Source organism: Burkholderia sp. BKH01, assembly GCF_025685725.1.
In the GTDB taxonomy this organism is placed as follows: domain Bacteria; phylum Pseudomonadota; class Gammaproteobacteria; order Burkholderiales; family Burkholderiaceae; genus Burkholderia; species Burkholderia pyrrocinia_C.
In genome coordinates this window covers 77,005-102,493 of sequence record NZ_JAOTQT010000021.1, presented here as the reverse complement: position 1 = coordinate 102,493, position 25,489 = coordinate 77,005, and the positions used below count along the sequence as shown (strand labels likewise).

Annotated in this window: 18 protein-coding genes; 13 read left to right on the top strand and 5 right to left on the bottom strand. The window is 68.5% G+C overall.

The features are described from left to right. Positions 1–193: 193 nt before the first annotated feature. The 6 genes from OEJ37_RS25875 (at position 194) to OEJ37_RS25845 (ending at position 7,057) form a co-directional block, all read left to right on the top strand. Positions 194–754, top strand: coding sequence for a GNAT family N-acetyltransferase (locus OEJ37_RS25875; protein ID WP_263346864.1), 561 nt, complete (start codon positions 194–196; stop codon positions 752–754). Positions 755–807: 53 nt separating this feature from the next. Continuing rightward, positions 808–1,749: an ABC transporter substrate-binding protein gene (locus tag OEJ37_RS25870; RefSeq protein ID WP_263346863.1), complete on the top strand. Its 942-nt coding sequence runs from the start codon at positions 808–810 to the stop codon at positions 1,747–1,749. 53 nt (positions 1,750–1,802) lie between these two features. Next, complete coding sequence (locus OEJ37_RS25865) at positions 1,803–2,852, top strand: LLM class flavin-dependent oxidoreductase (protein WP_175918027.1); 1,050 nt, start codon at positions 1,803–1,805, stop codon at positions 2,850–2,852. 7 nt (positions 2,853–2,859) lie between these two features. Next, a complete protein-coding gene (locus OEJ37_RS25860) occupies positions 2,860–4,212 on the top strand; it encodes an LLM class flavin-dependent oxidoreductase (protein ID WP_263346862.1) in 1,353 nt (450 codons plus the stop codon). Between the two features lie 81 nt (positions 4,213–4,293). Next, positions 4,294–6,087, top strand: a complete 1,794-nt coding sequence (locus OEJ37_RS34945) for an amino acid ABC transporter permease/ATP-binding protein (protein ID WP_317891541.1) — start codon at positions 4,294–4,296, stop codon at positions 6,085–6,087. Positions 6,088–6,121: 34 nt separating this feature from the next. Then, a complete protein-coding gene (locus OEJ37_RS25845; protein ID WP_263346861.1) occupies positions 6,122–7,057 on the top strand; it encodes an ABC transporter substrate-binding protein in 936 nt (311 codons plus the stop codon). Positions 7,058–7,157: 100 nt separating this feature from the next. On the opposite strand, the gene OEJ37_RS25840 is transcribed toward OEJ37_RS25845, so the two are convergent. Both OEJ37_RS25840 and OEJ37_RS25835 read right to left on the bottom strand, forming a co-directional pair. Then, positions 7,158–8,252 carry an LLM class flavin-dependent oxidoreductase gene (locus OEJ37_RS25840; RefSeq protein ID WP_175946301.1) on the bottom strand — a complete coding sequence of 365 codons (1,095 nt, stop codon included), beginning with the start codon at positions 8,250–8,252 and terminating at the stop codon, positions 7,158–7,160. A gap of 52 nt (positions 8,253–8,304) precedes the next feature. Next, positions 8,305–9,270 (bottom strand): ABC transporter substrate-binding protein, encoded by a 966-nt coding sequence (locus tag OEJ37_RS25835; protein ID WP_263346858.1) that lies wholly within the window; start codon positions 9,268–9,270, stop codon positions 8,305–8,307. Positions 9,271–9,571: 301 nt separating this feature from the next. On the opposite strand from OEJ37_RS25835, the gene OEJ37_RS25830 reads away from it, so the two are divergent. From OEJ37_RS25830 to OEJ37_RS25820, 3 genes are all read left to right on the top strand, one after another. Continuing rightward, a complete protein-coding gene (locus tag OEJ37_RS25830; protein ID WP_263346855.1) occupies positions 9,572–10,489 on the top strand; it encodes a serine aminopeptidase domain-containing protein in 918 nt (305 codons plus the stop codon). Next, positions 10,486–10,917, top strand: a complete 432-nt coding sequence (locus OEJ37_RS25825) for a MarR family winged helix-turn-helix transcriptional regulator (protein WP_174420625.1) — start codon at positions 10,486–10,488, stop codon at positions 10,915–10,917. The genes OEJ37_RS25830 and OEJ37_RS25825 overlap by 4 nt, the downstream gene beginning before the upstream one ends. 463 nt (positions 10,918–11,380) lie before the next feature. Continuing rightward, entirely contained in the window at positions 11,381–12,823 is a 1,443-nt protein-coding gene (locus OEJ37_RS25820; protein ID WP_175918034.1) for a sialidase family protein, read from the top strand. A gap of 62 nt (positions 12,824–12,885) precedes the next feature. On the opposite strand, the gene adhP is transcribed toward OEJ37_RS25820, so the two are convergent. Then, a complete protein-coding gene (gene adhP, locus OEJ37_RS25815; RefSeq protein ID WP_174420623.1) occupies positions 12,886–13,914 on the bottom strand; it encodes an alcohol dehydrogenase AdhP in 1,029 nt (342 codons plus the stop codon). A gap of 453 nt (positions 13,915–14,367) precedes the next feature. On the opposite strand from adhP, the gene OEJ37_RS25810 reads away from it, so the two are divergent. The 3 genes from OEJ37_RS25810 to otsA all read left to right on the top strand — a co-directional run bounded on the left by OEJ37_RS25810 (position 14,368) and on the right by otsA (position 20,542). Next, positions 14,368–16,446 carry a TonB-dependent receptor gene (locus tag OEJ37_RS25810; protein ID WP_263346845.1) on the top strand — a complete coding sequence of 693 codons (2,079 nt, stop codon included), beginning with the start codon at positions 14,368–14,370 and terminating at the stop codon, positions 16,444–16,446. A gap of 455 nt (positions 16,447–16,901) precedes the next feature. Continuing rightward, complete coding sequence (locus OEJ37_RS25805; protein ID WP_263346842.1) at positions 16,902–18,521, top strand: methyl-accepting chemotaxis protein; 1,620 nt, start codon at positions 16,902–16,904, stop codon at positions 18,519–18,521. A gap of 614 nt (positions 18,522–19,135) precedes the next feature. Then, positions 19,136–20,542 carry an alpha,alpha-trehalose-phosphate synthase (UDP-forming) gene (gene otsA, locus OEJ37_RS25800; RefSeq protein WP_263346839.1) on the top strand — a complete coding sequence of 469 codons (1,407 nt, stop codon included), beginning with the start codon at positions 19,136–19,138 and terminating at the stop codon, positions 20,540–20,542. Positions 20,543–20,549: 7 nt separating this feature from the next. Here otsA and OEJ37_RS25795 read toward each other — a convergent pair whose 3' ends face one another. Both OEJ37_RS25795 and ftsH read right to left on the bottom strand, forming a co-directional pair. After that, positions 20,550–21,017 (bottom strand): OsmC family protein, encoded by a 468-nt coding sequence (locus OEJ37_RS25795; RefSeq protein WP_263346837.1) that lies wholly within the window; start codon positions 21,015–21,017, stop codon positions 20,550–20,552. 83 nt (positions 21,018–21,100) lie between these two features. After that, complete coding sequence (ftsH, locus tag OEJ37_RS25790; RefSeq protein ID WP_263346835.1) at positions 21,101–23,074, bottom strand: ATP-dependent zinc metalloprotease FtsH; 1,974 nt, start codon at positions 23,072–23,074, stop codon at positions 21,101–21,103. Between the two features lie 472 nt (positions 23,075–23,546). Between ftsH and OEJ37_RS25785 the strand changes: the two genes are divergently transcribed. Then, entirely contained in the window at positions 23,547–25,211 is a 1,665-nt protein-coding gene (locus tag OEJ37_RS25785) for an acid phosphatase (protein WP_174420617.1), read from the top strand. Positions 25,212–25,489 lie beyond the last annotated feature (278 nt).

The following is a 25,489-nucleotide window of genomic DNA, read 5'->3' as shown; positions in this document are numbered from 1 at the left end:
AAATTGCTTCGTTCGCCTTTGCCGGCCGCGCCGCTAACGTGTTCGAAACGGCGGCGGCCCGTCGCATGCGTCGCAGGATGCGCACCGGCCGCCGTCATCACGACAACCGCGCCGCGATAACGGAACAGACCGGACGGGCCATGTGCCCGCACCCCGAAAGGAACGTCCGCATCGCGCGCCCTTCGCGATGCCCATGGCCACGACCGACCGCATCATCGACACGTCGCCGCTCGACGTCCGCGCGCAGCCGCTGATCGACGCGCTGATCGACGAGTATTCGACCCGTTACAACGCGTACCGCCCCGATAGCCGCGCGTCCGCGCGCGACGAACTCGCGCGCTACCCGGCCGAACTGTTCGCGCCGCCCGAAGGCGCCTTCGTGCTGCTGCTGCGCGACGGCGAAACGATCGGCGGCGGCGCGTTCAAGCGCTACGACGCGCAAACCGCCGAACTCAAACGCATCTGGACGCGCACCGACCTGCGCCGTCAGGGCCTCGCGCGGCTCATCGTCGAAGCGCTCGAGCTGCGCGCCGCGCAGCAGGGCTATCGCCGCCTGTATCTGACCACCGGTTTTCGCCAGCCCGAAGCGTGGGCGCTGTACGACCGCACCGGCTATACGCGGCTGTTCGATTCGTCGATCGACCCCGAAGCGTATTTCCACCTGCGGTTCGGCAAGGATCTCGCCGATCCGTCGCGCACGTCGACGCTCGCCGACCTGTGGGCGCCGTTACCCGAGCCGGCGCTGCCGCGCTGAGCCCACCGCTCTACCCGACTCCGCTCCCCACGACACAACAACAGGACGCCTTCATGCAACGAGCCGTACCGCTTTCTTCCCGTGCCATCCGCACGCTGGCCGCCGCTCTGATCGGCCTGACCGCATTCGCCGCTGCCGCCGCGACGTTCGACCTGAGCCCCGAGCAGCGCGGCCGCCCGCGCGGCGTGGCCGATGCGGCCGTCGAGCGCGCGGTGCCCGCGACGTTCAAGTTCGCCGAGCCCGGCACACTGACGATCGGCATCGCGCCGAGCCTGCCGCCGATCAGCTCGTATGCGACCGACGCGCGCACGGTGATCGGCTTCGACGCCGACGTCGGCCAGCTCGTGTCCGACAGCCTCGGCCGCAAGCTGAAGATCGTCGCGCTCGCATGGGCCGACTGGCCGCTTGCGCTCGAATCGGGGAAAGTCGACGCAGTGATCTCGAACGTGACCGTCACCGAGGAGCGCAAGCAGAAGTTCGATTTCTCGTCGTACCGCCACGATCTGGTCGGCTTCTACGTGCGCAACGACAGCAAGATCCAGGCGATCCGCGAGCCGAAGGATGTCGCGGGGCTGCGCGTCGTGACCGACGCCGGCACCAACCAGGAAAAAATCCTGCTCGCGTGGGACCGCGAGAACGTCGCGCACGGGCTGAAACCCGTGCAGATCCAGTACTACGACGACCAGGCGATGCGTATCGTCGCCGTGCAGTCGGGCCGCGCCGATGCCGTGTTCAGCGTGAACTCGGTGCTCGCGTACCAGAGCGCGCAGCAAGGCAAGACGCGGCTCGTCGGCGCGATCAGCGGCGGCTGGCCGCGCACGGCCGACATCGCGATCGCGACGCGCCGCGGCAGCGGGCTCGCCGAGCCGCTGACCGTCGCGCTGAACGGGCTGATCAAGAACGGCCGCTACCAGCAGGTGCTCGACCGCTGGAATCTCGCGTCCGAAGCAATCGACCAGTCGCGCACGAATCCGCCGGGGCTGCCGAAAAGCTGAGTGCCGCACGCACCCACCGTCCATTCACGCCATACGCAGGAACGCCGCTCACCATGTCTTATTCGCTTTCGTTGCTGGACAAGAGTCCGATCGCCGACGGCGCGAACGCCGCCGACGCACTGCGCTTCACCACGACGCTCGCGCAGCGCGCCGAACACCTCGGCTACGAGCGCTTCTGGGTCGCCGAGCATCACGGCACGCCGGGCTTCGCGAGCTCGGCGCCGGAGATCGTCGTCGCGCACCTGCTCGCGCACACGTCGCGCATCCGCGTCGGCTCGGGCGGCGTGATGCTGCAGCACTACAGCCCGTTCAAGGTCGCCGAAGCGTTCAAGCTGCTGGCCGCGCTCGCGCCGGGCCGCGTCGATCTCGGCATCGGCAAGGCGCCCGGCGGGCTGCCGCTGACCACGCGCGCGCTGCAGTGGTTCCACGACAAGGCGCGCAAGCCCGACTTCGCGGGCCAGCTCGCGGAGCTCGACGCGTTTCTCGGCTGGGGCGTCGCCGAAGATCATCCGCTCGCCGGCGCGGTCGCGATGCCGGTGCCGCCGCAACCGCCCGAACGCATCCTGCTCGGCGGCTCGCCGGACAGCGGCGCGCTCGCCGCGCGCCACGGCTGGCGCTTCTGCTACGCGGGGCATTTCAACGGCGACGACGCGAATCTCGAACGCTCGCTCGACGCGTACCGCAGTGCGGGCGGCACGCGGCCGCTCGTCGCGCTGTACGCGGTCGCCGCGCCGACGCGCGACGAGGCCGAGCAGCTGATCGGGCCGCTGAAGATCTTCAAGCTGCAGTTCGCGGGCGGCCAGAGCTTCAACCTCGCGAGCGCGCAGGCGGCCGCCGAATTCGCACGGCAAAGCGGCGCGTCCGACTACCGGATCGACGAGCTGCGCCCGACGGTGCTGGCCGATACGCCCGAGCGCGTGCACCGCGCGCTCGATGCGCTGAGCCGGCGGCTCGACGTCGATGCATTCGTGATCGATTCGCCGGTGACCGACTACGCGGCGCGGCTCGCGTCGGTCGAATGGCTCGGCGGCGCGCTGTCGGCAACACCACTGCAAGCGGCCCTCGCGGCCGACCGCTCCCTTTCCCCTGACCAGAACGCGTGACGCTCCCATGACGACCCGACGATCGATCCCCTTCGGCCTGATGCTGCAAGGCGCAGGCAGCCACATGAACGCATGGCGGCACCCGAGCAACCCGCCGGACGCGAGCATCAACCTCGACTTCGCGATCGGCATCGCGCGCAAGGCGGAAGCCGCCGGCATCGCGTTCGCGTTCGTCGCGGACGGCCTCTACATCAACGAGAAGTCGATCCCGCATTTCCTGAACCGCTTCGAGCCGCTGACGGTGCTGTCGGCGCTCGCGGTCGCGACGAAGAAGATCGGGCTCGCCGGCACGATCTCGACGTCGTACAGCGAGCCGTTCACGGTCGCGCGCCAGCTCGCGTCGCTCGACGCAATCAGCGGCGGGCGCGCGGGCTGGAACGTCGTGACGACGCCGCTCGAAGGCACCGCGAAAAATTTCGGCAAGGCGCATCCCGATCACGAACTGCGCTACGAGATCGCCGACGAATACCTCGACGTCGTGCAGGGCCTGTGGGATAGCTGGGACGACGACGCGTTCGTGCGCAACCGCGCGACCGGCCGCTTCTTCGATCGCGACAAACTGCACACGCTCGATCACCACGGCCGCTTCTTCCAGGTCGCGGGCCCACTCAACATCCAGCGCTCGCCGCAAGGACAGCCGGTGATCTTCCAGGCCGGCTCGTCCGACACCGGCATCGGGCTCGCGGGCAAGTACGCGGACGCGGTGTTCACGCATTCGCCGTCGCTCGACGAAACCGCCGCGTTCACGCGGCGCGTGAAGCAGAGCGCGGTCGAGCACGGGCGCCATGCCGACGACGTGAAGATCTTCCCCGGCGTCGGGCCGATCGTCGGCCGCACGGCCGCCGAGGCCGAAGACAAATACCAGGCGATCCGCAACCTGCTGACGATCGACGAGGCGCTCGCGTATCTCGGCCGCTATTTCGATCACCACGATTTCACGCAATACGCGCTCGACGCGCCGTTCCCGGAGCTCGGCGACCTCGGCCGCAACAGCTTCCGCTCGACCACCGACCGGATCAAGGCCGACGCGAAGACCAAGGGCCTGTCGCTGCGCGAGACGGCGCTCGCGGTCGCGACGCCGCGCCCGAACTTCATCGGCACGGCCGAGCATGTCGCCGACGAGCTGATCCGCTGGCACGACGCGGGCGCCGGCGACGGCTTCATCCTCGGCTTTCCGGTGCAGGCGCAAGGCGTCGACGATTTCGTCGAACTCGTGATTCCGGTGCTCGAGGCGCGCGGCCGCTACAGCCGCGACCTGCCCGGCGCGACGCTGCGCGACCATCTCGGCCTGCCGCGCAAGGCGAGCCGCCACGCGGCGCCCGGCGCCGCGCAGGAAACGGCTGCCGAAGCGCACGCCTGACACACCGCGGCCCGGCCACGGGCCGACGCGCCGCGCTGCCCATGCGCGGCGCTTCCGACCGATTCGAGGACATTCAACGACATGAGCGACACGACCCACCTCGGCGGCGCACTGCCGCCGCTCTCTTCCGCCGGCGCGCGCGAGCCCGGCACGCGTTTCCGGATCGTGCCCGCGCGCCACCGGGCGCGCACGGCTGGCACCGTGCTCGCCGTCGTGCTGATCGCGATCGCGCTGCATTCGATCCTCGGCAACCCGCAATGGGGCTGGCCGGTGTTCGCCGAATGGTTCCTGTCGCCGCCGGTGCTGTCGGGGCTCGCGCGCACGCTGCTGCTGACGCTGCTCGGCGCGGTGTTCGGCTTCGTGCTCGGCGCGTTCGTCGCGCTGGCCCGGCTATCGCGTTCGCGCCTGCTTTCCGCAAGCGCGTGGACCTTCGTGTGGCTGTTCCGCTCGATTCCGCTGATCGTGCTGCTGCTGATCCTGAACAACCTCGGCTACCTGTACGAGCATGTGCGGCTCGGCGTGCCGTTCACCGGCATCGTGTGGTTCGAGGCCCCGACGACCGACCTGATCAGCCCGTTCCTCGCGGCCGTGCTCGGCCTCACGCTGAACCACGCGGCGTTTTCCGCGGAGGTGATTCGCGGCGGCATTCTCGCGGTCGACCAGGGCCAGCTCGAAGCGGCCGCCGCGCTCGGGCTGCCGCGCGGCCGACAGACCGCGCGGATCGTGCTGCCGCAGGCGATGCGCGCGATCCTGCCGACCGCGTTCAACGACCTGATCACGCTCGCGAAAGGCACGTCGATGGTGTACGTGCTCGCCATGCCCGAGCTGTTCTATACGGTGCAGGTGATCTATCGCCGCAATCTCGAAGTGATTCCGCTGCTGATGGTCGCGACCGTCTGGTACCTGATCATCCTGACGGTGCTGTCGGCGATCCAGGTGCAGGTCGAGCGGCACTATGCGCGCGGCGCGCTGCGCAATCCGCCGCCGTCGGTGCTCACGTTCGCGCTCGCGCGCGTCGGCGTGCTGTGGCGGCGTGCCACGTCGCGCAATCCGGCGTCGATCGCGCAGCACGCCGAAGGCAATACCGAAACCGGTGCCGCCGCCGTGCCACGCGCGGGCGGTGAAGTGGCCGTGCATGGCGTGTCGAAGCAGTTCGGCATGCAGCGCGTGCTCGACAACGTGTCGTTCGTCGCGCCGCGCGGCAGCGTGACCGCGATCGTCGGGCCGTCGGGCTCGGGCAAGTCGACGCTGCTGCGCACGATCAACCATCTGGAACGCGTCGACGATGGCTTCATCGACATCGACGGCGAACTGATCGGCTATCGGCGCGACGGCGACGTGCTCCACGAGCTGAAGGAGCGCGACGTGCTGAAGCGGCGCACGGCCGTCGGGATGGTGTTCCAGAACTTCAACCTGTTCCCGCACCTGACGGTGCTCGAGAACCTGATCGAGGCGCCGGTCTCCGTTGCCGGCGTAACGCGCGATGCCGCCGAGCGCACCGCCCGCATGCTGCTCGCGCGCGTTGGTCTCGCGGATAAAGCCGAAGCGTACCCGCGCCAGTTGTCCGGCGGCCAGCAGCAGCGCGTCGCGATCGCGCGGGCGCTTGCATTGCGTCCGAAGGTGCTGCTGTTCGACGAGCCGACGTCGGCGCTCGATCCTGAACTCGTCAACGAGGTGCTCGACGTGATCAAGGAACTCGCGCGCACGGGCACGACGCTCGTGATCGTCACGCACGAGATCGGCTTCGCGCGCGAAGTCGCGGACAACGTGCTGTTCATGGAGCGCGGGCGCATCGTCGAGGCCGGGCCGCCGGCCACCGTGCTCGACGCGCCGTCGCATCCGCGCACGCGCGCGTTCCTGTCGCGGGTGCTGTGATGCGAATCCCTGCCGATAACCGGGGCGCCACACGATGATCGATCGACGTCAATTCATGACCGCCGCGCTGGTCGCGGCACCCGGCAGCCTGCCGTGGCGCATCGCACACGCGGCGGCGGCAACCGCCGACCTCGACCCGCGCCAGGCCGGCCGCCTTCGCGCGGAGCGCGACGATGCGGCGGTCCGTGCAGCGGCCGGCTACCGCTGGGTGCGCGACGGCGCATTCACGGTCGCGATTTCACCGCACGCGCCGCCCGTGTCGACTTACGCGACCGACGCACGCACGGTGGTCGGCGCCGATCCCGACTACGCGCAGCTCGTCGCCGACGCGCTCGGCCGCACGCTCGCGCTGGTGCCGATCGCGTGGGCCGACTGGCCGCTCGGGCTGACGTCCGGCAAGTACGACGCGGTGATCTCGAACGTCGGCGTAACCGAGAAGCGCAAGGAGAAATACGATTTCACGACCTACCGGCTCGGGCTGCACGGCTTCTATGTCCGCACCGGCAGCCCGATCGCGAAGATCGCCGAGCCGAAGGACATCGCGGGCCTGCGGATCATCACCGGTGCCGGCACGAGCCAGGAGCGCATCCTGCTCGAATGGAGCAAACGCAACGTCGCGCAGGGGCTGAAGCCCGCCGAGCTGCTCTATTTCGACGACGATGCGACCGCGCGCGTCGCGCTGCTGTCGGGCCGCGCCGATGCGGAGTTGAACCCGAACGCGTCGCTCGCGTACGAGGCCGCGCGCAGCGGCAAGATTCGCCGCGTCGGCGTCGTCAATGCGGGCTGGCCGAACAATGCCGACGTCGCGATCGCGACGCGTCGCGGCAGCGGCCTCGCGCCCGCGCTGACGCTCGCGACCAATGCGCTGATCGGCAGCGGCCGCTATGGGCAGGCGCTCGCCCGATGGGGATTGCAGAGCGAAGCGATCGCGCGTGCAGAGACCAATCCGCCGGGGTTGCCGTCGTTCTGAAGGTGTCGATGCGTTGATGCCCGAGTGACATCGCCCCGGCATTCCACGATGGAAATGCCGGGGCGCAGTCGAAGCAGGACCGTTCGTCGCCGAGCCGCGCCTACGCCGTCACCGCCGCTTGATACCGGTCGAGCTCCGCGACCTGCGCATGAATCGCCGGAATCAAATCGCGCCCGTAGGCCAGCGCATCGTCGAGCGGATCGAACCCGCGAATCAGGAACGTCGACACGCCGAGCCGGTAATACGCGCCGAGCGCCCGCGCGACCTGTTCGGGCGTGCCGACCAGCGCCGTCGAATTCCAGCGCGCGCCGGTCAGGTTCGCGACACCCATCCACAAGCGCTCGTCGAGCACGTCGCCCTGCGCGGCGGCCGCCATCAGCCGCTGTGAACCGGCATTCTGCGGCGCGTGGCCGGCGACCGGCTGGCCGCTCGCGACCCGCGTCGCGCGTACGCGCTCGCGGATCGCCTCGGCCTTCTCCCACGCGGCGGCCTCGGTATCGGCGACGATCGGCCGGAACGACACGCTGATGCGCGGCGCGCGCCCGAACGGTGCGGCGGCGGCACGCACGCGCGCGATCTGCTCGCGCACCGATGCGAGCGGCTCGCCCCACGTCATGTAGACATCCGCGTGCTCGCCCGCGACCGCGAGCGCAGCCGGCGACGAGCCGCCGAAATAGACCGGCACGTGCGGCCGCTGCGAGCCCTTCACGAGCGGCGACGCGCCGCGCAGCCGGTAGAACTCGCCGTCGTGGTCAACCGGTGCATCGGCCAGCCAGATCCGTTTCAGCACGTCGAGATATTCGCCGGTGCGGCGGTAGCGTGCATCGTGCGGCACGAAATCGCCATCGCGCTGCAAGTCCGTATCGTCGCCGCCCGACACGACGTTCAGCGCGAGCCGGCCGCCGCTGAACACGTCGAGTGTCGCGATCTGCCGCGCGGCGGCCGACGGCACGATCACGCCCGGCCGGTGCGCGAGCAGGAGGCGGATGCGTTCGGTCGCGGCGGCCGCGAACGATGCGACGATGAAGCCGTCCGCCGCGTTGCTGAAATGGCCGACCAGGATCTGGTCGAAGCCCGCCGCTTCGTGCGCCTGCGCGAAGCGGCGCACGTAGTCGGGCTGGACGGCCGCGCCGCCCGGTACGTCGACCTCCGCGCCGGGCGTCGCGGTGATCATGCCGATGATGTCGACTGGCATGTCGGGATGTCCTTCTGGTTCTCGATCGGGAATCGGGGATGGGACGGCGCGATTACCGCGCGGCCACCGTCTTTTGGGCAGGCGCGGCGAAGGCACCCGCATACGAGCGGTCGAGCAGCTTCGACGTGTCGTACGCTGCCGGAATCACGCCGGCCTTGTGCAGGAAATCGGCCGTGTTCTGCGCGTCCTTCGCGGCCGCGTCGTCGACCGGGCCCACGCGCTGCTTCGCATTGTCGAGCCAGCGATACGCGACATCGGGCTCGAGCTTCGCGCGCTTCGACCACAGGTCCGCATACTCGCGCGGATGGCTGTCGACCCACTGGCGCGCGGCCACGACGCGCTTCAGGAAATCGGTGATCTCCGCACGCTTGCCCGACGCGGCCTGCTCGTTCGCGGCGACGAAGCTCAGCGCGGGCATCAGCCCCTGCGCGGTGGTGATGGACCGCGCGCCCTGCCGCAGCGCGAGCGTGCTGACGAACGGCTCCCACAGCGACACGGCATCGACCGAGCCGTTCGCGAGCGCGTTGGTCGCGTCGATCGGCATCAGGTACGCATATTTGACCGAATCCGCGCGCAGGCCCGCGTGTTCGAGCGCGCGCAGCACGAGTTGCTGGCTCCATGCGCCGCGCCACACGGCGACGGTCTTGCCCTGCAGGTCGGCCACGGTGCGTACCGGCGAATGCTTCGGCACGAGGATCGCGACGCCGTCGAGGCTCTGCCGCGACACCGCGACGACCTTCACCGGCGCACCGCGCGCGGCCAGCGTGAGCAGCGCGGAATCGCCGAGGAAGCCGACATCGATCGCGTTGCCGTTCAGGCTCTCGGCAACAGGCGCGGCAGCCTGGAAGTGCTTCCATTCGATCGTGTAAGGCAGGTCCTTCAGCACGCCGGACGCCTCCATCGACGCCTGGATGTTGAAGTAGTTCTGTTCACCGACGCGCAGCGTGACGGTGTCTTTCGCGATGCCCGGCTGCGCGGCAAGCGCCAGCACGAGCGCCGTGACGATTCGGCTCAGCAACGTGATCTCCCGGATGGTTGGCGGGCTGCCGCGAAATGGCGGCGCCTCGTTGTCCGCCGTGCGAAACGGCCGGCGCAACGGATGGAACCAGTGAAGATACGGCGATCCTCTTCATGACACAAACGCAATATTCTGCTATGTAAAGATGCAAATATTTTATGGAGCGAACAGCACCACGCGATTCCGGACGCCGCCCTCCCGCACCCATCGTTCGAATGATTCCTCGACAGATATTTCGTGCACGAAATAAATCCCGGACTATATTTCGCATACGAAATAACCACCTGGAACGAGGACGGCCATGACCTCCCAACCGATCGAGTTTTCCGCCATCGACGGCTATCCGCTGCGCGGCACGCTGTGGACGCCCGACGCCGAACCGCGCGCGCTGGTGCTGATCCATCCGGCGACGGCCGTGCCGGAGCGGCTGTATGCGGGATTCGCGCGCTTCCTGACCGAACGCGGCTTCGCGGCATTGACCTACAACTACCGCGGCATCGGCGCGTCGCGGCCCGCGCGCCTGGGCGCGCTGCAGGCCCGCATGCGCGACTGGATGGAGCTCGACGTCGGCGCCGCGACCGCATGGGCACGGCAGGCATACGAAGGGTTGCCGCTGCTGGCGGTCGGGCATAGCGTCGGCGGGCATGCGATCGGACTGTCCGCGAGCACGACGCACCTGCGCGCGGCCGTGCTCGTCGCCGCGCATGCGGGCAGCACGCGACTGATCGCGCAGGCGGCCGAACGCCTGAAGGTGCGGCTGATCCTGCGCGTGCTGGGCCCGCTGATGTCCGCGCTGCTCGGCTACGTGCCCGGCAAGCGGCTCGGGCTCGGCGAGGACTTGCCGACCGGCGTGTTTTGCGAATGGAGCCGCTGGACGACGCTGCCGCACTATTTCTTCGACGATCCGACGCTCGGCGCGGCCGATCGTTTCTCGAAACAGCGGCTGCCGATCCTCGCGCTCGGCTTCGACGACGATCCGTGGGCGACCCCGGCCGCGATCGACCTGCTGGTAAGCTATCTGACCCGCGCGGCGGTCGAACGCCGCCAGATCGATCCGCACGCGGCGGGCAGCGGCCCGGTCGGGCACATGGGCTTCTTCCGCAGCCGGCCAGGCGCCGTGCTGTGGCCCGACCTGGCCGACTGGCTCGCGCAGGCACTCGACACGCCACGCGCCGCGGGCCGTCCATCCCTTTCCATTGCAGCCGGGAACCCAGCTTGAGCGAAGACCGACGACTGTTTTTCCTGTTGAACATCGGCCAGCGGCGCGTGCAGCGCTGGGTCGACCGCAAGGCCGAGACCGATACGCGCGCGAGCGCCGCGCAGGCCGGCGTGCTGTTCTGTCTCGCGAAGCAGGACGGCGCGCTGATCGGTGAAGTCGGCGCCGCGCTGCAGCTCGCGCCGTCCGCGATGACGGGGCTCGCCGACCGGATGGCAAAAGCCGGCCTGCTCACGCGCCACGCCGATTCGGACGACGGCCGCGCGACGCGCCTGTACCTGACCGACGAAGGCCACGCGGCGCTCAAGCGCGCGCGCGTGCTGCTGCGCGAACTGAATGGCAAGCTGTGCGACGGGTTTTCCGACGCGGAACTCGATATCGTCGCGCGCTGGCTGCACGCATTGCAGGACCGGTTTCCGACGGAACGCTGAGCAGCGGGCGTCAGGCGGAAACGATAGCGATTCATCTTTCCGTTTCGATTTTCCGTGCTCGCCGCGGCAAATTTTGCCCGCGCGTCCGCGCGCGTTCGGCAACGCTTTCCGGCTACGCTCTGTTACAAAAAATTGCCTGCCGCGCAGCATCCGGATCATCTACATTGCAATCCACTTCTACGCATTCTTCGCCTGCCCGAACCGGCCTCCCCGCCGGGCGGCATCAACGACACATCCGTCACAAGCAATAAAAATCAATAGGAGTCTTGACCGAAGTGCTGGCGGTATCCAGCGCACGCGGATTGCGATGGCTGAAGCGGTTTCCTGAACGACACGTCCCGGCGGCACGCATCGTGCGTGCCGCTGCTGCGCCCCGATCCGGGCGGCCGGTGCCGCCGCGCGTCGGCTCGCGCCGCCTCGTTCCGCCGCACCATCGCGGCCGCACGTCAACGAGGAGCAGTTCATGCGACGCACTATCGTGTCCCACCCGCTTTTCACCTGCCTGCCCGCCGCGATGGCACTGGCCTGTGCCGCCGCACACGCCGATCCCGTGCTCGTGTCCGGCCCGAGCCCGTACGCCGCCTGCACCATCGGCGGGCCCGGCACCGTCTACGTGAATGCGGAGGTCGAACCGTGGCTCGCGGTCAATCCGGCCAACCCGCAAAACATCATCGGCGTGTGGCAGCAGGACCGCTGGTCGAACGGCGGCGCGCACGGCCATGTCGCGGGCTACACGTTCGACGGCGGCGCCACCTGGGCGCGGACGACGCAGCCGTTCAGCGCGTGCGCGCCGGGCGGGCTGTCGTACGAACGCGCGTCGGATCCGTGGGTGTCGATCGGGCCGGACGGTACCGCGTACTCGGTCGCGATCACGTTCAACCAGTCGAACAACAGCAACGCGGTCGCGTCATCGGTGTCGACCGACGGCGGGCAGACGTGGAGCAGCCCCGCATTGCTGATCGCGAACGACGAACCGACGACGCAGTTCTTCAACGACAAGGAATCGGTGACGGCGAACCCGGTGAAGGCCGGCACCGCGTATGCAGTGTGGGACCGCCTAGAACTGCCGAACGGCAACCCGTACGCGAACCTGCATACGCAGGCGTTCCGCGGGCCGACGCTGTTCTCGAAGACGACGAACGGCGGCAAGACCTGGAGCAAGGCGAAGGTCATCGTCCACGTGCCGTCGCGCCAGCAGACGATCGGCAACCAGATCGTCGTCGATCCGAAGAGCGGCACGCTCTACGATTTCTTCAACCTGATCCAGCCGCCGTTCAGCAAGGCCGCGGGCAAGGTCGCGTTCATCAAGTCGACCGACGACGGCGCGACGTGGACGAAGCCGCAGGTGATCGCGGGGCTGCAGACGGTCGGCGTGACCGACCCGAACACCGGCGAACCGGTGCGCACCGGCGACATCATTCCCGAGCCCGCGATCGATCCCGTGTCGGGCCAGCTTTACGTCGTGTGGCAGGACAGCCGCTTCAACGGCGGCAAGTACGACGAGATCGCGCTATCGACGTCGAAGGACGGCGGCGCGTCGTGGAGCGCGCCGCTGCAGGTCAACACGCCGACCGGCCGGCCGGCCTTCAATCCGTCGGTGCGCGTCGACAACGCGGGCGCCGTGATGGTCACCCACTACGACTTCCGCGACCTGCTGGCCGGGAACACGACGACGCTGCCGACGGGCTTCTGGCGCAAGATCTCGCTCGACGGCGGCACCACGTTCGTCGCCGAGCGGCGCGTCGCCGGTCCGTTCGACATGAAGCTCGCGCCGAACGCGGAAGGCTTCTTCATCGGCGACTACCAGGGCCTCGACGTCGGCCCGTCGTCGTCGTTCCATCCGTTCTTCATCCAGACCAGCGCGGGCAACCTGACGAACCGCACGGACGTGTTCTTCGCCCAATGATGTGAACCAGGCTGCACGGCCGCCGTCGCGACGTCATCCGCCGCGCGGCGGCCGCCCCTGCGTCACTGCATGTCGGTCAGCACGATGCGGCCGTCGACCTTGCCTTCGCGCAGCTTCGCGAACACGTCGTTGATGTTGCCGAGCCGGTCGCGATGGATATGCGCGCGCACCAGGCCGTCGGCCGCGAAGTCGAGCGATTCCTGCAGGTCGCGGCGCGTGCCGACGATCGACCCGCGCACGGTGATGCCGTTCAGCACCGTCGAGAAGATCGGCAACGGGAAATCGCCGGGCGGCAGCCCGTTGAGCGCGACCGTGCCGCCGCGCCGCACCATCCCGAGCGCCTGCGCGAACGCGCTGCGCGACACCGCCGTGACGAGCACGCCGTGCGCACCGCCGATCTCTTTCTGGATCACCTTCGCCGGATCGTCGACCGATGCGTCGATCGTCAGTTCCGCGCCGAGCTGCCGCGCGAGTTCGAGCTTGTCGGGCGAAATGTCGATCGCCGCGACGTGCAGGCCCATCGCGCGTGCGTATTGCACGGCCACGTGCCCGAGCCCGCCGATGCCGGAGATCGCGAGCCACTGGCCGGGACGCGTATCGGTGACGCGAATGCCCTTGTAGACGGTCACGCCCGCGCACAGGATCGGCGCGATCTCGTCGAACGCGACCTGCGCCGGCAGATGGCCGACGTAGTCGGGATCGGCAAGCACGTATTCCGCGTAGCTGCCGTTCACCGAATAACCGGTGTTCTGCTGGTCGTGGCACAGCGTTTCCCAGCCCGTCTGGCAGTACTCGCAATGCCCGCAGGCCGTATAGAGCCACGGCACGCCGACGCGGTCGCCCTCACGCACGTGCGTGACGCCCGCGCCGACCGCCGCGACGATGCCCACGCCTTCATGCCCCGGGATGAACGGCAGCGACGGCTTCACGGGCCAGTCGCCGTCGGCCGCGTGCAGGTCGGTATGGCAGACGCCCGACGCCTTGATGTTGACGAGGATCTGGCCGGGGCCCGGCGTCGGCACGGGCACTTCCTCGATGCGCAACGGTTCGCCGAATGCGTGCACCACGGCCGCTTTCATGGTTTGCGTCATGCGTCGCTCCTGTCTGGTCGATGAGCGACCCAGTATCCGGCTTCGGAATCGGACGACGTTGATGCGTATCAACGCGATGCGCGCTATCCGCCAATCGCGGCTGCATCACCGCGTCGCACGGCGGCGCGACGCGGTCGGGCGCCCGGCGCTTCGCTGCACGCCGCACCGGTCGTAGTCGCAGGCGATCATCGGCCGGGACGCCTTCCGCTCGAGCCGGTATTTCGACGACACGACGGAAGCCGGACGGACAGCCGACATCCGGCTTGGAATTTGCAATGATATAACATATCATTTCGTGAGCTCGTCCGCCGACGCCGTTCCACCGTGGGTGGCCGAGCCTCGCCGAGCCATGTTCCAACGGGTCACTGCGCGCCACAAACGCAACAATATATCGTATCCAGTCGTGACCCGCATCGCTCGTTATCCGATCCAATTCCAACCGATTCACCGACCATGCGCGACCTCCCTCGTCTACCGCTACGCCCGCTTTCGCCCCTTTCGCTGATGCTGCTCGCCGCCGCCGCGCACGCGCAGTCCGATGCACCAGCCGCGTCGGGCACACCGTCAACCACCGCGCTCGCACCGATCTTCGTGACCGCGAACCCGCTCGGCGATACCGAATTGATCGCGCCGACCGTCCAGCTTTCCGGTGACGCACTGACGCGCCGCCAGGCCGATTCGCTCGGCGAAACGCTCAATGGGCTGCCCGGCGTGTCGACCACCACCTACGGGCCGATGGTCGGCCGCCCGATCATCCGCGGCATGGACGGCGACCGGATCCGGCTGCTGCAGAACGGCGTCGCGTCCTACGACGCATCGTCGCTGTCGTACGACCATGCGGTGCCGCAGGATCCGCTGTCGATCGAACGCGTCGAGATCGTGCGCGGCCCGGCCGCGCTGCTGTACGGCGGCAACGCGGTGGGCGGCGTCGTCAACACGATCGACAACCGGATTCCGCGCGAAGCGATCGAAGGCGTGACGGGTGCGCTCGACGCGCGCTACGGCGGCGCGAATTCCGTGCGCGCGGGCGCCGCGCAGGTCGAAGGCGGCAACGGCCGCTTCGCGTTCCACGTCGACGCGTTCGACCGCGAAACGAGCAAGCTGCGGATTCCCGGCTACGCACGCAGCAGCGCGCAGCGCGCGATCGACGGCCCCGACACGCCGCAGCCGGAAGGCAGCGTGCCGAACAGCGACGGCCGCGTGCACGGCGGCGCGGCCGGTGCGTCGTACACGTGGGCGGACGGCTTCGCGGGCCTGTCGTACAGCGGCTACGAATCGAACTACGGCTCCGTCGCGGAGAGCGACGTGCGGCTGCGGATGCGCCAGGAACGCCTCGCGCTCGCGTCCGAGGTGCGCAACCTGAGCGGGCCGTTCACGAAGCTGAAATTCGACTTCGCGTACACCGACTATCGCCACAAGGAAGTCGACAACGGCGAGACTGCGACCACCTTCCGCAACCGCGGCTACGAGGCGCGCATCGAGGCGCGGCATCGCAAGATCGGCCCGTTCGAAGGCGCGATCGGCGTGCAGTTCGGCCGGAACACGTTTTCCGCACTCGGCGACGAGATGCTCGTGCCGTCCACTCGCACCAACAGCGTCGCGCTGTTCGGCCTCGAGGAATGGCAGGTCGTCCCCGCGCTGAAGCTGAGCCTCGGCGGCCGCTTCGAGCATGTGAAGGTCGATCCCGATCCGGCCGGCGTCGAGAAATTCGCGGGTGCGCAGCCGCGCGATTTCAACGCAGGCAGCCTGTCGGCCGGCGCGCTGTTCTCGCTGACGCCCGTGTGGTCGGTCGCGGCGAACGTCGCGTACACCGAACGCGCGCCGACCTTCTACGAGCTGTATTCGAACGGCCCGCACGACGCGACCGGCCAGTTCCTGATCGGCAACCCGAACGCGTCGAAGGAAAAGGCCGTGTCGACCGACCTGTCGCTGCGCTATGCGAGCGGCCCGAACCGCGGCAGCGTCGGCGTGTTCTACAACCGCTTCTCGAACTACCTGACCGAGTACAACACGGGCCGCGTCGTGAACGACGACGGCGAGCCCGTCGCGCCCGGCGCCGACGGTTCGCTGAACGAGGCGATCTATCGCGGCGTGCGCGCCGAGTTCTACGGCATCGAGCTGGACGGCAAATGGCGCGCGTTCTCGCGGCGCGGCCATACGGTCGACGTGGAGCTGACGGCCGACTACACGCACGCGCGCAACGTCGACACGGGCCAGCCGCTGCCGCGCATCGCGCCGCTGCGCGCGACGCTCGCGGCCGACTACGGCTACGGCCCGTTCGGCGCGCGCGCGCAGGTCACGCACGCATGGTCGCAGCATCGCGTGCCCGACAACGACTTCTCGACGGACGGCTACACGTCGCTCGGCGTGATGCTGACCTACAAGTTCCGCGTCGGCGCGATGCACTGGCTCGCATACCTGCGCGGCGACAACCTGACGAACCAGGAAATCCGCTATTCGACTTCGGTCGTGCGTGGCTTCGCGCCCGAAGGCGGCCGCAGCGTGCTGGCCGGGTTGCGCACCACGTTCTGACCCTCACGCGGCCCGCGGCGCACGCCGCGGGCCTGTCCGGCGCGATGACATCGGGCGCCCATTCCTCTTTATCCGCCCTTGCCGCCAATCACGCGGCGCACGCCGATAACGCGTATCGGCGCACTCCTCCAATTCACCCGCAAGAAAATTCCGTTATTCTCCAACAAATCGAAATAAAATCATCAGACGGTTGTTTAAAAAAGCGATTCTGGATTTAAACAATCAAACCGGATTCGAATTCTGCGTATAAACGCGTGACGCGCGGCTTTTTGATCATGATCAAGAACAGCCGCCCCACAAGGCTCCCAGCACTAAAAAAACCAATATCAGGGATTTTTAAGGGTAAAGAATCATCCGGCATTACCCGTTAATGCCTGCACGAGCCCGTATCTGGTCGAACAATAAATTCCATTTACCCACCACTCGCGCGGGGGCACGACGTGAAAATCGCCAGAATGAGCATCAAGACAAAACTCCTTGGCGGCTTCGGCCTGCTCGCCGGGGTCGTCGTGATCGTGTCGGGCATGGCCCTCAAGGCGCTGTCCGATACGAACGCCGAGTTTTCCCGCTACATGAACGGCATCAACGCGCGGGCGAGCCTGTCCGCGCAAGTCCGCACCGCGGTCGATCGGCGCGCGATCGCCGCACGCAATCTCGTGCTCGTGACCCGACCATCCGACATCGAGCTCGAACTGGCCGAAGTGAACCAGGCGCACAAGGACGTGCAGGAACGTCTCGCGAAGCTCAACGAGATGATGGCGAACGCGACCGACACGGCCGATCGCGCGCGCGAACTGGTGGCCGACATCGTGCGCGTCGAAACCAGCTACGGCCCCGTCGCGTTGCGCATCGCCGCGCTCGCGCAGGCCGGCAGGAAAGACGAGGCGATCGCCGACATCGACGAGCATTGCCGCCCGCTGCTCGCGCAACTGGTGCGCGCGACCGACGCGTACGCGACCTATACGCATGAACGCGAACGCGCGATCGCGCGGCAATTCGCGGATCGCTACACGACGGAGCGCAACCTGCTGGCCGGCATCAGCCTGATCGCCGTCGCGATCGGGGCCTGCGCCGGCCTGTGGCTGACGCGCAAGATCACGGTGCCGATCGGCTCGGCCGTGGACGTCGCGCGCACGGTGGCGAACGGCGATCTCGGCAGCCGCATCCCGGTGAGCGGCAACGACGAAACGCGCGACCTGCTCGAAGCGCTGCGGACGATGAACGAGCGGCTGATCGGCATCGTCGGCCGCGTGCGCGATTCGTCGAACAGCATCGCGCATGCTGTGAGCGAGATCGCGTCGGGCAACCTCGACCTGAGCCAGCGCACCGAGGAACAGGCCGCGTCGCTGCAGGAAACCGCCGCGACGATGGAGGAATTCACGTCGACGGTGCGGCTGAACGCGGAAAACGCACAGCAGGCGAGCACGCTCGCCTCGAATGCGTCGGAGGTCGCGCATCGCGGCAGCTCGGTAGTCGGCCGCGTGGTCGACACGATGACGGAGATCGGCCACAGCTCGTCGAAGATCGCCGACATCACGGGCATCATCGAAGGCATCGCGTTCCAGACCAACATCCTCGCGCTGAACGCGGCCGTCGAAGCAGCGCGCGCGGGCGAAACGGGCCGCGGCTTCGCGGTCGTCGCGGGCGAGGTGCGCAGTCTCGCGCAGCGTTCGGCGACGGCGGCGAAGGAAATCAAGGCGCTGATCTCCGCGTCGGTGCAGACCATCAAGGACGGTTCGGCGCTTGCGGGCGAAGCCGGCAGGACCATGTCCGACGTCACGCTGGCCGTCGCGCGCGTGACGGACATCATGGGCGAGATCGCGGCCGCGTCGGCCGAGCAGAGCCGCGGCATCGACCAGGTGAACCTGACGATCACGCAGATGGACGAGACGACGCAGCAGAATGCGGCGCTCGTCGAACAGGCCGCGGCCGCATCGAAGTCGCTCGAGGCACAGGGCCGCGAGTTGTCCGAAACGGTTGCCGCGTTCCGGATGCCGCCCGGCGCACACGCGACTTCGCCGGGCATGTATGCGCACGAGGCCGACGCGCGTCACCGGCAGCCGGCCACCGCGTAACGGCTGCGGCAAGGAGACGACGATGCATACGCTGCCCCGGTTGTCCGCCTGCGCCGCGCTTGCGCGCACCGCGCGATGCGCGGCCGCGCGCGGCACGCGGTGCGGCTGCGCATCGTCGCCATTCGGCGAGCCCGGTGCGCGCGCACGACGTCGCGCGTCGCCGCTGCGAGTCGCACGTTCGCGGCACGCGCGCATGTAGGTCGCGCATCGGCGCAGCCGCATCGAAGGCCATCGCCGACGATCACCGACGATCGGCGCGGCATCGTGCGCGAGTGCGGACGCACGCTCGCACACCGGCACGAATCACCGTCCGACCTTCCCCCTTCCTCCGCCGTGCAAGTTTCGATCCCGCCATTGCATCGCGCGTTGCCACACCGATATCATGGATATCGCACTCCATTCGCGTCCGCGCCGCTCGCCGATGCAGCCTTTTAAAACTGGCGAATGACGAGTATCCTAAAAAAAGCACTCCCCGGTCGGACAGCGAATCGCGCGCCCTGATTCCCGTCCGATCGCATTGCGGCCCCATCGCATCGCGCGCAGCGCGCCGATGGCGGCGTCCGCTTCGCGCCCCGGCCGCACGAACCTTCCCCCAACAATCTTCAGGAGAGCTGGTGAGCCGACTCGTCGTCGTATCCAATCGCATCGCAGATCCCCGTAAAGCCGCGGCCGGCGGCCTCGCCGTCGCCGTGAAGGACAGCCTGCAGGAAACCGGCGGCGTCTGGTTCGGCTGGAGCGGCAGGCTACGCGGCGCCGACGATCAACCCTCGCATGGCGAAGAGGTGCAGATCCAGCACGTCGGCGGGATCCAGCTCGCGACGATCGATCTCGATCCGCAGGATTACGACGCGTACTACCTCGGTTATTCGAACAACGTGCTGTGGCCGGTGTTCCACTACCGGCTCGATCTCGCGCAGTTCGACCGGCGCTTCGCCGACGGCTACCGGCGCGTGAACCAGTTGTTCGCGCGCAAGCTGCGCACGCTGCTGCGGCCCGACGACGTCGTCTGGGTGCACGACTACCAGTTGATTCCGCTCGCCGCCGAGCTGCGCGCGATGGGCTGCACGAATCCGATCGGCTTCTTCCTGCACATCCCGATGCCGCCGCCGCCGATCATGGCCGCGATCCCCGAACACGAATGGCTGATGCGCTCGCTGTTCGCGTACGACCTCGTCGGCTTCCAGACCGAATCGGATCTGCTCCACTTCGAGCATTACGTCGAAGCGGAAGCCGGCGCCGCGCGGCTGCCCGACGGCCGCCTGCGCGCGTTCGGCCGCACGCTGTCGGCCGGCGCGTTTCCGATCGGCATCAACGTCGACGAGTTCGAGTCGCTCGCCCGCGATCGCGACGGCATCGACATGTTCGACCGGATGCGCGATGAATATTCGCGCCGCCAGTTGCTGGTCGGCGTTGACCGGCTCGACTACACGAAGGGGCTGCCGCAGCGCGTGCATGCATTCCGCCAGTTGCTCGAACAGTACCCGGAGAACCGCAACCGCGCGACGCTGATCCAGATCGCCGCGCCGAGCCGCGAGGATCTCGGCGCATACGACGACCTGCGGCGCGAGATGGACAGCCTGTGCGGCGCGATCAACGGCGACTACGGCGAACTCGAATGGATGCCGATGCGCTACATCCATCGCACCGTCGCGCGCAAGCGCTTGCCGGGCCTCTATCGTGCAAGCCGCGTCGCGCTCGTCACGCCGCTACGCGACGGGATGAACCTCGTCGCAAAGGAATTCCTCGCCGCGCAGGACGCGGCCGACCCGGGCGTACTCGTGCTGTCGCGCTTCGCGGGCGCGGCCGAGCAGTTGAAGCCGGCGCTGCTCGTCAATCCGTACGACACGCAAGGCACCGCGCAGGCGATCCAGCGCGCGCTGACGATGCCGCTCGAAGAACGCCGCCAGCGCCACTCCGCGTTGATGGCGATCGTGCGCAAGACCGACGTGCACTGGTGGCGCACGCGTTTTCTCGAAGCGCTCGCCGAAGCGGCCGAAATCGCGGCCGCGACCGAATCCTGACGCGCACTCACAGATCCGTCGCCGCGTATTCGAGCGCCGCGCCGTTCACATCGCACACATCGACCGAGATCGGGATGCCCGCGCGTATGCTCTCGGTCACCACGCAATACGCATCGAACTGATCGAGCACGCGCGTCGTTGCCGCCAGATCGGCCCACGTCTTGCCGATCGACAGCCGCACGGCCATCGCGCCCACGCGCACCCTGCCCGCTTCGTTCCGCGCCATGTCGACGTCGATCCGCGCGGTGACCGGCTCCGGATCGACATGCTGCCTGTTCAGCGCGAACAGCAGGCTCGCCGCGAGACAGCTCGCGACCGACGCGGCAAGCAGCCGGATCGGGTTAGGCCCACGCCCGTCGCCGAGCGGCGGCGGTTCATCGATGAGCACCGGCGACAGCGTCGTGCCGGCAAACCTGACTTCGAAGCCGAATCGCGCCTGCTGCGCGACTTCGACCGATACGTGCGCCTCGCTCATGGCGACTCCGTAGCTGGAAAGAGGGAAAGGAATTCCGGCGCATCGCCGCATCGACACGCGCCGGCCGCAGGTTTGCGGCGCATTCAGCGATCGGGTTCGCGCGGCGGCCCGTACGCGACGAAATCGCGCTCGACCACCGACGCCTGCTCCGGCGCGAGCGCGTCGCCGCGCGGGCCGGCTTCATCACCGGGTGCCGTCGTTGCGGACGACGGTTCGATGCGCCCGTCGATCAGCGCCTTCAGCGCGTCGCGTTCGAGCACTTCGCATTGCAGCAGCCGTCGCGCGATGCGTTCGAGCGCATCGCGGCCTTCGCCGAGCGTCGCCGCGACTCGCGCATGCGCGTCGGCCAGTAGCGCGTGCACCTCGTCGTCGATCATCCGAGCCGTGTGCTCGCTGCAGCGTCCGGCGCCCGCATGCCATGCGCCGGGCATGCCCTGGCGCGCATCGCCGTCGTCGAACGTCGCGAGCCCGATCTTCTCGCTCATCCCATACTGCATGACCATGTGGCGCGCCATCGCGGTCGCGCGTTCGAGATCGTTCTGTGCGCCCGTCGACACGTCCCCGAACACGAGCTCTTCGGCGACGCGCCCGCCGAGCAGCGCGTCGATCCGGTCGAGCAGCTCGCTCCTGCGCAGCACGTAACGATCCTCGGTCGGCACCTGCTGCGTATAGCCGAGCGCCGCGACGCCGCGCGGAATGATCGACACTTTCTTCACCGGATCGCAGTACGCGCGGCTTTCCGCGACGAGCGCGTGACCGGCCTCGTGATACGCGATGGTCAGCTTCTCCTGTGCGTTCATCACGCGGCTCTTGCGCTCGAGGCCCGTCAACGCGCGGTCGATCGCCTCGTCAAAGTCGGCCATGCCGATCGCCGGCTTGCCGAGTTCGGCCGCATGCAGCGCGGCCTCGTTGACGACATTCGCGAGATCGGCGCCGACGAAGCCCGGCGTGCGCGACGCGAGTTCGCCGAGATCGACGTCGGCCGCGAGCTTCACGCGCTTCACGTGCACGCCGAGAATCTGCCGGCGGCCGTTCACGTCGGGCCGGTCGATCGCGATGTGGCGATCGAAACGGCCCGGCCGCAGCAGCGCGGGATCGAGGATCTCCGGCCGGTTCGTCGCGGCCATGATGATCACGCCGGAGCCGGCCTGGAAGCCGTCCATCTCGACGAGCAGCTGGTTGAGCGTCTGCTCGCGCTCGTCGTTGCCCGACATCGGGCCGACGCCGCGCACCTTGCCGAGCGCATCGAGCTCGTCGACGAACACGATGCACGGCGCCTTCTGCTGCGCCTGCTCGAACAGGTCGCGCACGCGCGCGGCGCCGACGCCGACGAACATCTCGACGAACGCCGAGCCGCTGATCGAGAAAAACGGCACGGCCGCCTCGCCGGCCACCGCGCGCGCGAGCAGCGTCTTGCCCGTGCCCGGCGCGCCGACGACGAGCACGCCCTTCGGAATCTTGCCGCCGAGCCGCTGGTAGCGGTCGGGGTTGCGCAGGAACGAGACGAGCTGCTGCAGCTCGGCCTTCGCCTCGTCGATGCCCGCGATGTCGTCGAACGTGATGCCGGTTTCCTGCTGCACGTACACGCGCGCGCGGCTCTTGCCCATCCCGGTGAAATCCTGCAGCCCGCCGCGCCTGCGCAGCATCATGTTCCATACAAACACGAACAGCACGAGCGGCAGCAGCCACGAAGCAATCGACGCGATCCAGCTCGTGTCGGGCGTGCCGTGATAGCGGATGCCGGCGGCGGTCAGCGTGTCGGTCAGGTGCTCGTCGGTCACGCGGTTGGTCGTGAAGCGCCACGGCGCGCCGGCCTGCTGCACGGCCGCGGCTTCGGACGCCGGCAGCATCGTGCCGGCCTGCGGCATCTTCAGCGTGCCCGTGATCGACGCGGGGCCGACCTCGAGATCGTCGACGAGCCGCGCGGCGACGAGCCGGTGGAAATCGCTGTAAGCGATCGGCGCCGAAGCCGGGTGCAGCATCAGCAACTGCGCGGCGAACAGCACGAAGAAGCCCGCCGCGATCAGCAATCCCGGGTAGTCGAATTTCCTGTCCATGGCATCCGCCCGGCCGCACGCGCGGTGCGGCGCGCGCTCACGCGGACAACCGCGCGCGACCGGCGCGCGGCATCGGCGGCCATGCGGAAACGGCATCCATCCGCGCCATCGTCGCCTCGCTGTGTCGCCTCGTTTCGTCGCCTCGATGACGCCGCGGCGGCGCCGTCGGCCGGCACCGTCGGGCGATCCTCGCCCGGGCGGCACGCCGCGACGCGCCGCCCCTGAATCCAGTCTAGCTCGCGCGCGGGCGTCGCGCATCGCCCGCCGTGCGAGTCGAATCGTCCGACAAACACCTTTCATCGACGGCACCCGCCGCGTTATAGTCGCATTCGTGACATTTTTGTGACAGCCGCGTCGCATCTGCTTTTGCGCGACGCCGGCCGTTGCTTTCCGTTTCGCATCGCGGCAGCCCGAGCGACGCGGCCGCGTATCGAACGACACCGCCAACCTGCCCATTCGAGGAGCCCACGACGTGACCGACACCCCCGATCGCCCCGACGACCTTCCCGCCGATCCCGACCGCCGCCGCGTACTCGGCGGCCTCGCCGCGCTCGGGGCGGGTGTCGCGCTCGGCGGCTGCGAAACCACGCCGGGCAGCGCGCCGCGCTCCGCCGCCGACCTGCGCATCGACGAAGCGTTGCGCCAGCGCGTGCGCCACATCGTCGTGATCTACGCGGAAAACCGCAGCTTCGCGAACCTGTACGGCGATTTCCCGGGCGTGCGCCATCCGCTGAGCGAGGTGCGACCCGAGCACGCGCAGCAGCTCGACCGCGACGGCAAGACGCCGCTGCCCGTGCTGCCGAAGATCTGGGGCGGGCTCGTGCCGCAGGCACAGGAAGTGGACGGCAAGCGCTACGCGATCGCCGAGCGCGACATCGACAAGCTGCCGAACGCGCCGTTCCGGATCGCCGACGCGCAGGGCAAGCCGCTTCCGAACGGCGTGATCACGCGCGACCTGTGGCACCGCTTCTACCAGAACCAGATGCAGATCGCGGCCGGCCGCAACGACCAGTTCGCCGCATGGGCCGATTCGGGCGGCCTCGTGATGGGCCATTACCGCAATTCGGCCGACACGCTGCGGCTGTGGAATCTCGCGCGCCAATACACGCTGTGCGACAACTTCTTCATGGCGGCTTTCGGCGGTTCGTGGCTGAACCACATGTTCCTGATCTCCGCGCAGGCGCCGCTGTATCCGGATGCGCACAAGCATCCGCATGCGGCGAAGCTGCTGTCGAAGGTCGAAGGCGACGATCCGGCCGGCACGCGCCTCGCGCTCGCCGCCGATTCGCCGGCATCCGCGCTCGACGGCCCGCCGAAGTTCGCGGGCGACGGCCCGCTGACGCCCGACGGCTACGGCGTGAACACGATGGCGCCGCCGTACCAGCCGAGCTACGTGCCGCCGCCCGACCCGGGCAACGCCGCGTATGCGGATCCGGGCGACCATCGCGTGCTGCCGCCGCAGGGCTACGCGACGATCGGCGATCGCCTGTCGGAGAAAAACATCGACTGGGCGTGGTACAGCGGCGCGTGGCAGTACGCGCTCGAGCATCGCGACACGGGCACCGTGCCCGATTTCCAGTACCACCACCAGCCGTTCAACTACTTCCGCAACTACGCGCCGGGCACCGAAGCGCGCCAGCGGCACCTGCGTGATGCAGGGCTCGGCGACGCGCCGTCGACGAACCGCTTCATCGCCGACATCGATGCGGGGCGCCTGCCGGCCGTCACGTTCTACAAGCCGCAGGGCAACCTGAACATGCACGCGGGTTACGCGGACATCGAATCGGGCGACCGTCACATCGCAACCGTGATCGACCATATCCGGCGCGGGCCGCAATGGGACAACACCGTGATCGTGATGACCCACGACGAGAACGGCGGCTGGTGGGATCACGTCGCGCCGCCGGTCGGCGACCGCTGGGGGCCGGGCTCGCGGATTCCTGCGCTGGTGATCTCGCCGTTCGCGAAGAAGGGCTTCGTCGATCACACGCTGTACGACACGAACTCGATCCTGCGCTTCATCAGCCGCGTGCACGGGCTCGCGCCGCTCGACGGCGTGGCCGCGCGCAACAACGCGTTCGCCGCGCGCGGCGAGACGCCGCCGGGCGATCTCACGAACGCGCTCGATCTCGGCTGACGGCCGGTGGGTCGCTTGACCGCTTGACTGCTTCACCGCTTGAAACGACGACGCCCCGCGCAATGCGTTCGATTGCCCGGGGCGTCGTTCATTTCAGGCGACGCTCTACGCGGCGGTGCGCAATGCGTCGCGCACCGCGTGCGCGGCGTATGTCCGTCGTGGACAGGCCCGCCGCGTCGCATTTCGCGAGATGCGGATGGAGAAACGGCATCGATGCAAAAACGTCCCGCCGCCGGCAATGGAAGCCGGCGGCGGGACGTCAGGTCCGATGCGTCAAT

What these genes read in the sequence shown, in the direction of transcription:
- OEJ37_RS25875 (WP_263346864.1), top strand. Translation starts at nt 194, where the DNA reads ATGGCCACGACCGACCGCATCATCGACACGTCGCCGCTCGACGTCCGC.
- OEJ37_RS25870 (WP_263346863.1), top strand. Translation starts at nt 808, where the DNA reads ATGCAACGAGCCGTACCGCTTTCTTCCCGTGCCATCCGCACGCTGGCC.
- OEJ37_RS25865 (WP_175918027.1), top strand. Translation starts at nt 1,803, where the DNA reads ATGTCTTATTCGCTTTCGTTGCTGGACAAGAGTCCGATCGCCGACGGC.
- OEJ37_RS25860 (WP_263346862.1), top strand. Translation starts at nt 2,860, where the DNA reads ATGACGACCCGACGATCGATCCCCTTCGGCCTGATGCTGCAAGGCGCA.
- OEJ37_RS34945 (WP_317891541.1), top strand. Translation starts at nt 4,294, where the DNA reads ATGAGCGACACGACCCACCTCGGCGGCGCACTGCCGCCGCTCTCTTCC.
- OEJ37_RS25845 (WP_263346861.1), top strand. Translation starts at nt 6,122, where the DNA reads ATGATCGATCGACGTCAATTCATGACCGCCGCGCTGGTCGCGGCACCC.
- OEJ37_RS25840 (WP_175946301.1), bottom strand. Translation starts at nt 8,252, where the DNA reads ATGCCAGTCGACATCATCGGCATGATCACCGCGACGCCCGGCGCGGAG.
- OEJ37_RS25830 (WP_263346855.1), top strand. Translation starts at nt 9,572, where the DNA reads ATGACCTCCCAACCGATCGAGTTTTCCGCCATCGACGGCTATCCGCTG.
- OEJ37_RS25820 (WP_175918034.1), top strand. Translation starts at nt 11,381, where the DNA reads ATGCGACGCACTATCGTGTCCCACCCGCTTTTCACCTGCCTGCCCGCC.
- adhP (WP_174420623.1), bottom strand. Translation starts at nt 13,914, where the DNA reads ATGACGCAAACCATGAAAGCGGCCGTGGTGCACGCATTCGGCGAACCG.
- OEJ37_RS25810 (WP_263346845.1), top strand. Translation starts at nt 14,368, where the DNA reads ATGCGCGACCTCCCTCGTCTACCGCTACGCCCGCTTTCGCCCCTTTCG.
- OEJ37_RS25805 (WP_263346842.1), top strand. Translation starts at nt 16,902, where the DNA reads ATGAGCATCAAGACAAAACTCCTTGGCGGCTTCGGCCTGCTCGCCGGG.
- OEJ37_RS25795 (WP_263346837.1), bottom strand. Translation starts at nt 21,017, where the DNA reads ATGAGCGAGGCGCACGTATCGGTCGAAGTCGCGCAGCAGGCGCGATTC.
- ftsH (WP_263346835.1), bottom strand. Translation starts at nt 23,074, where the DNA reads ATGGACAGGAAATTCGACTACCCGGGATTGCTGATCGCGGCGGGCTTC.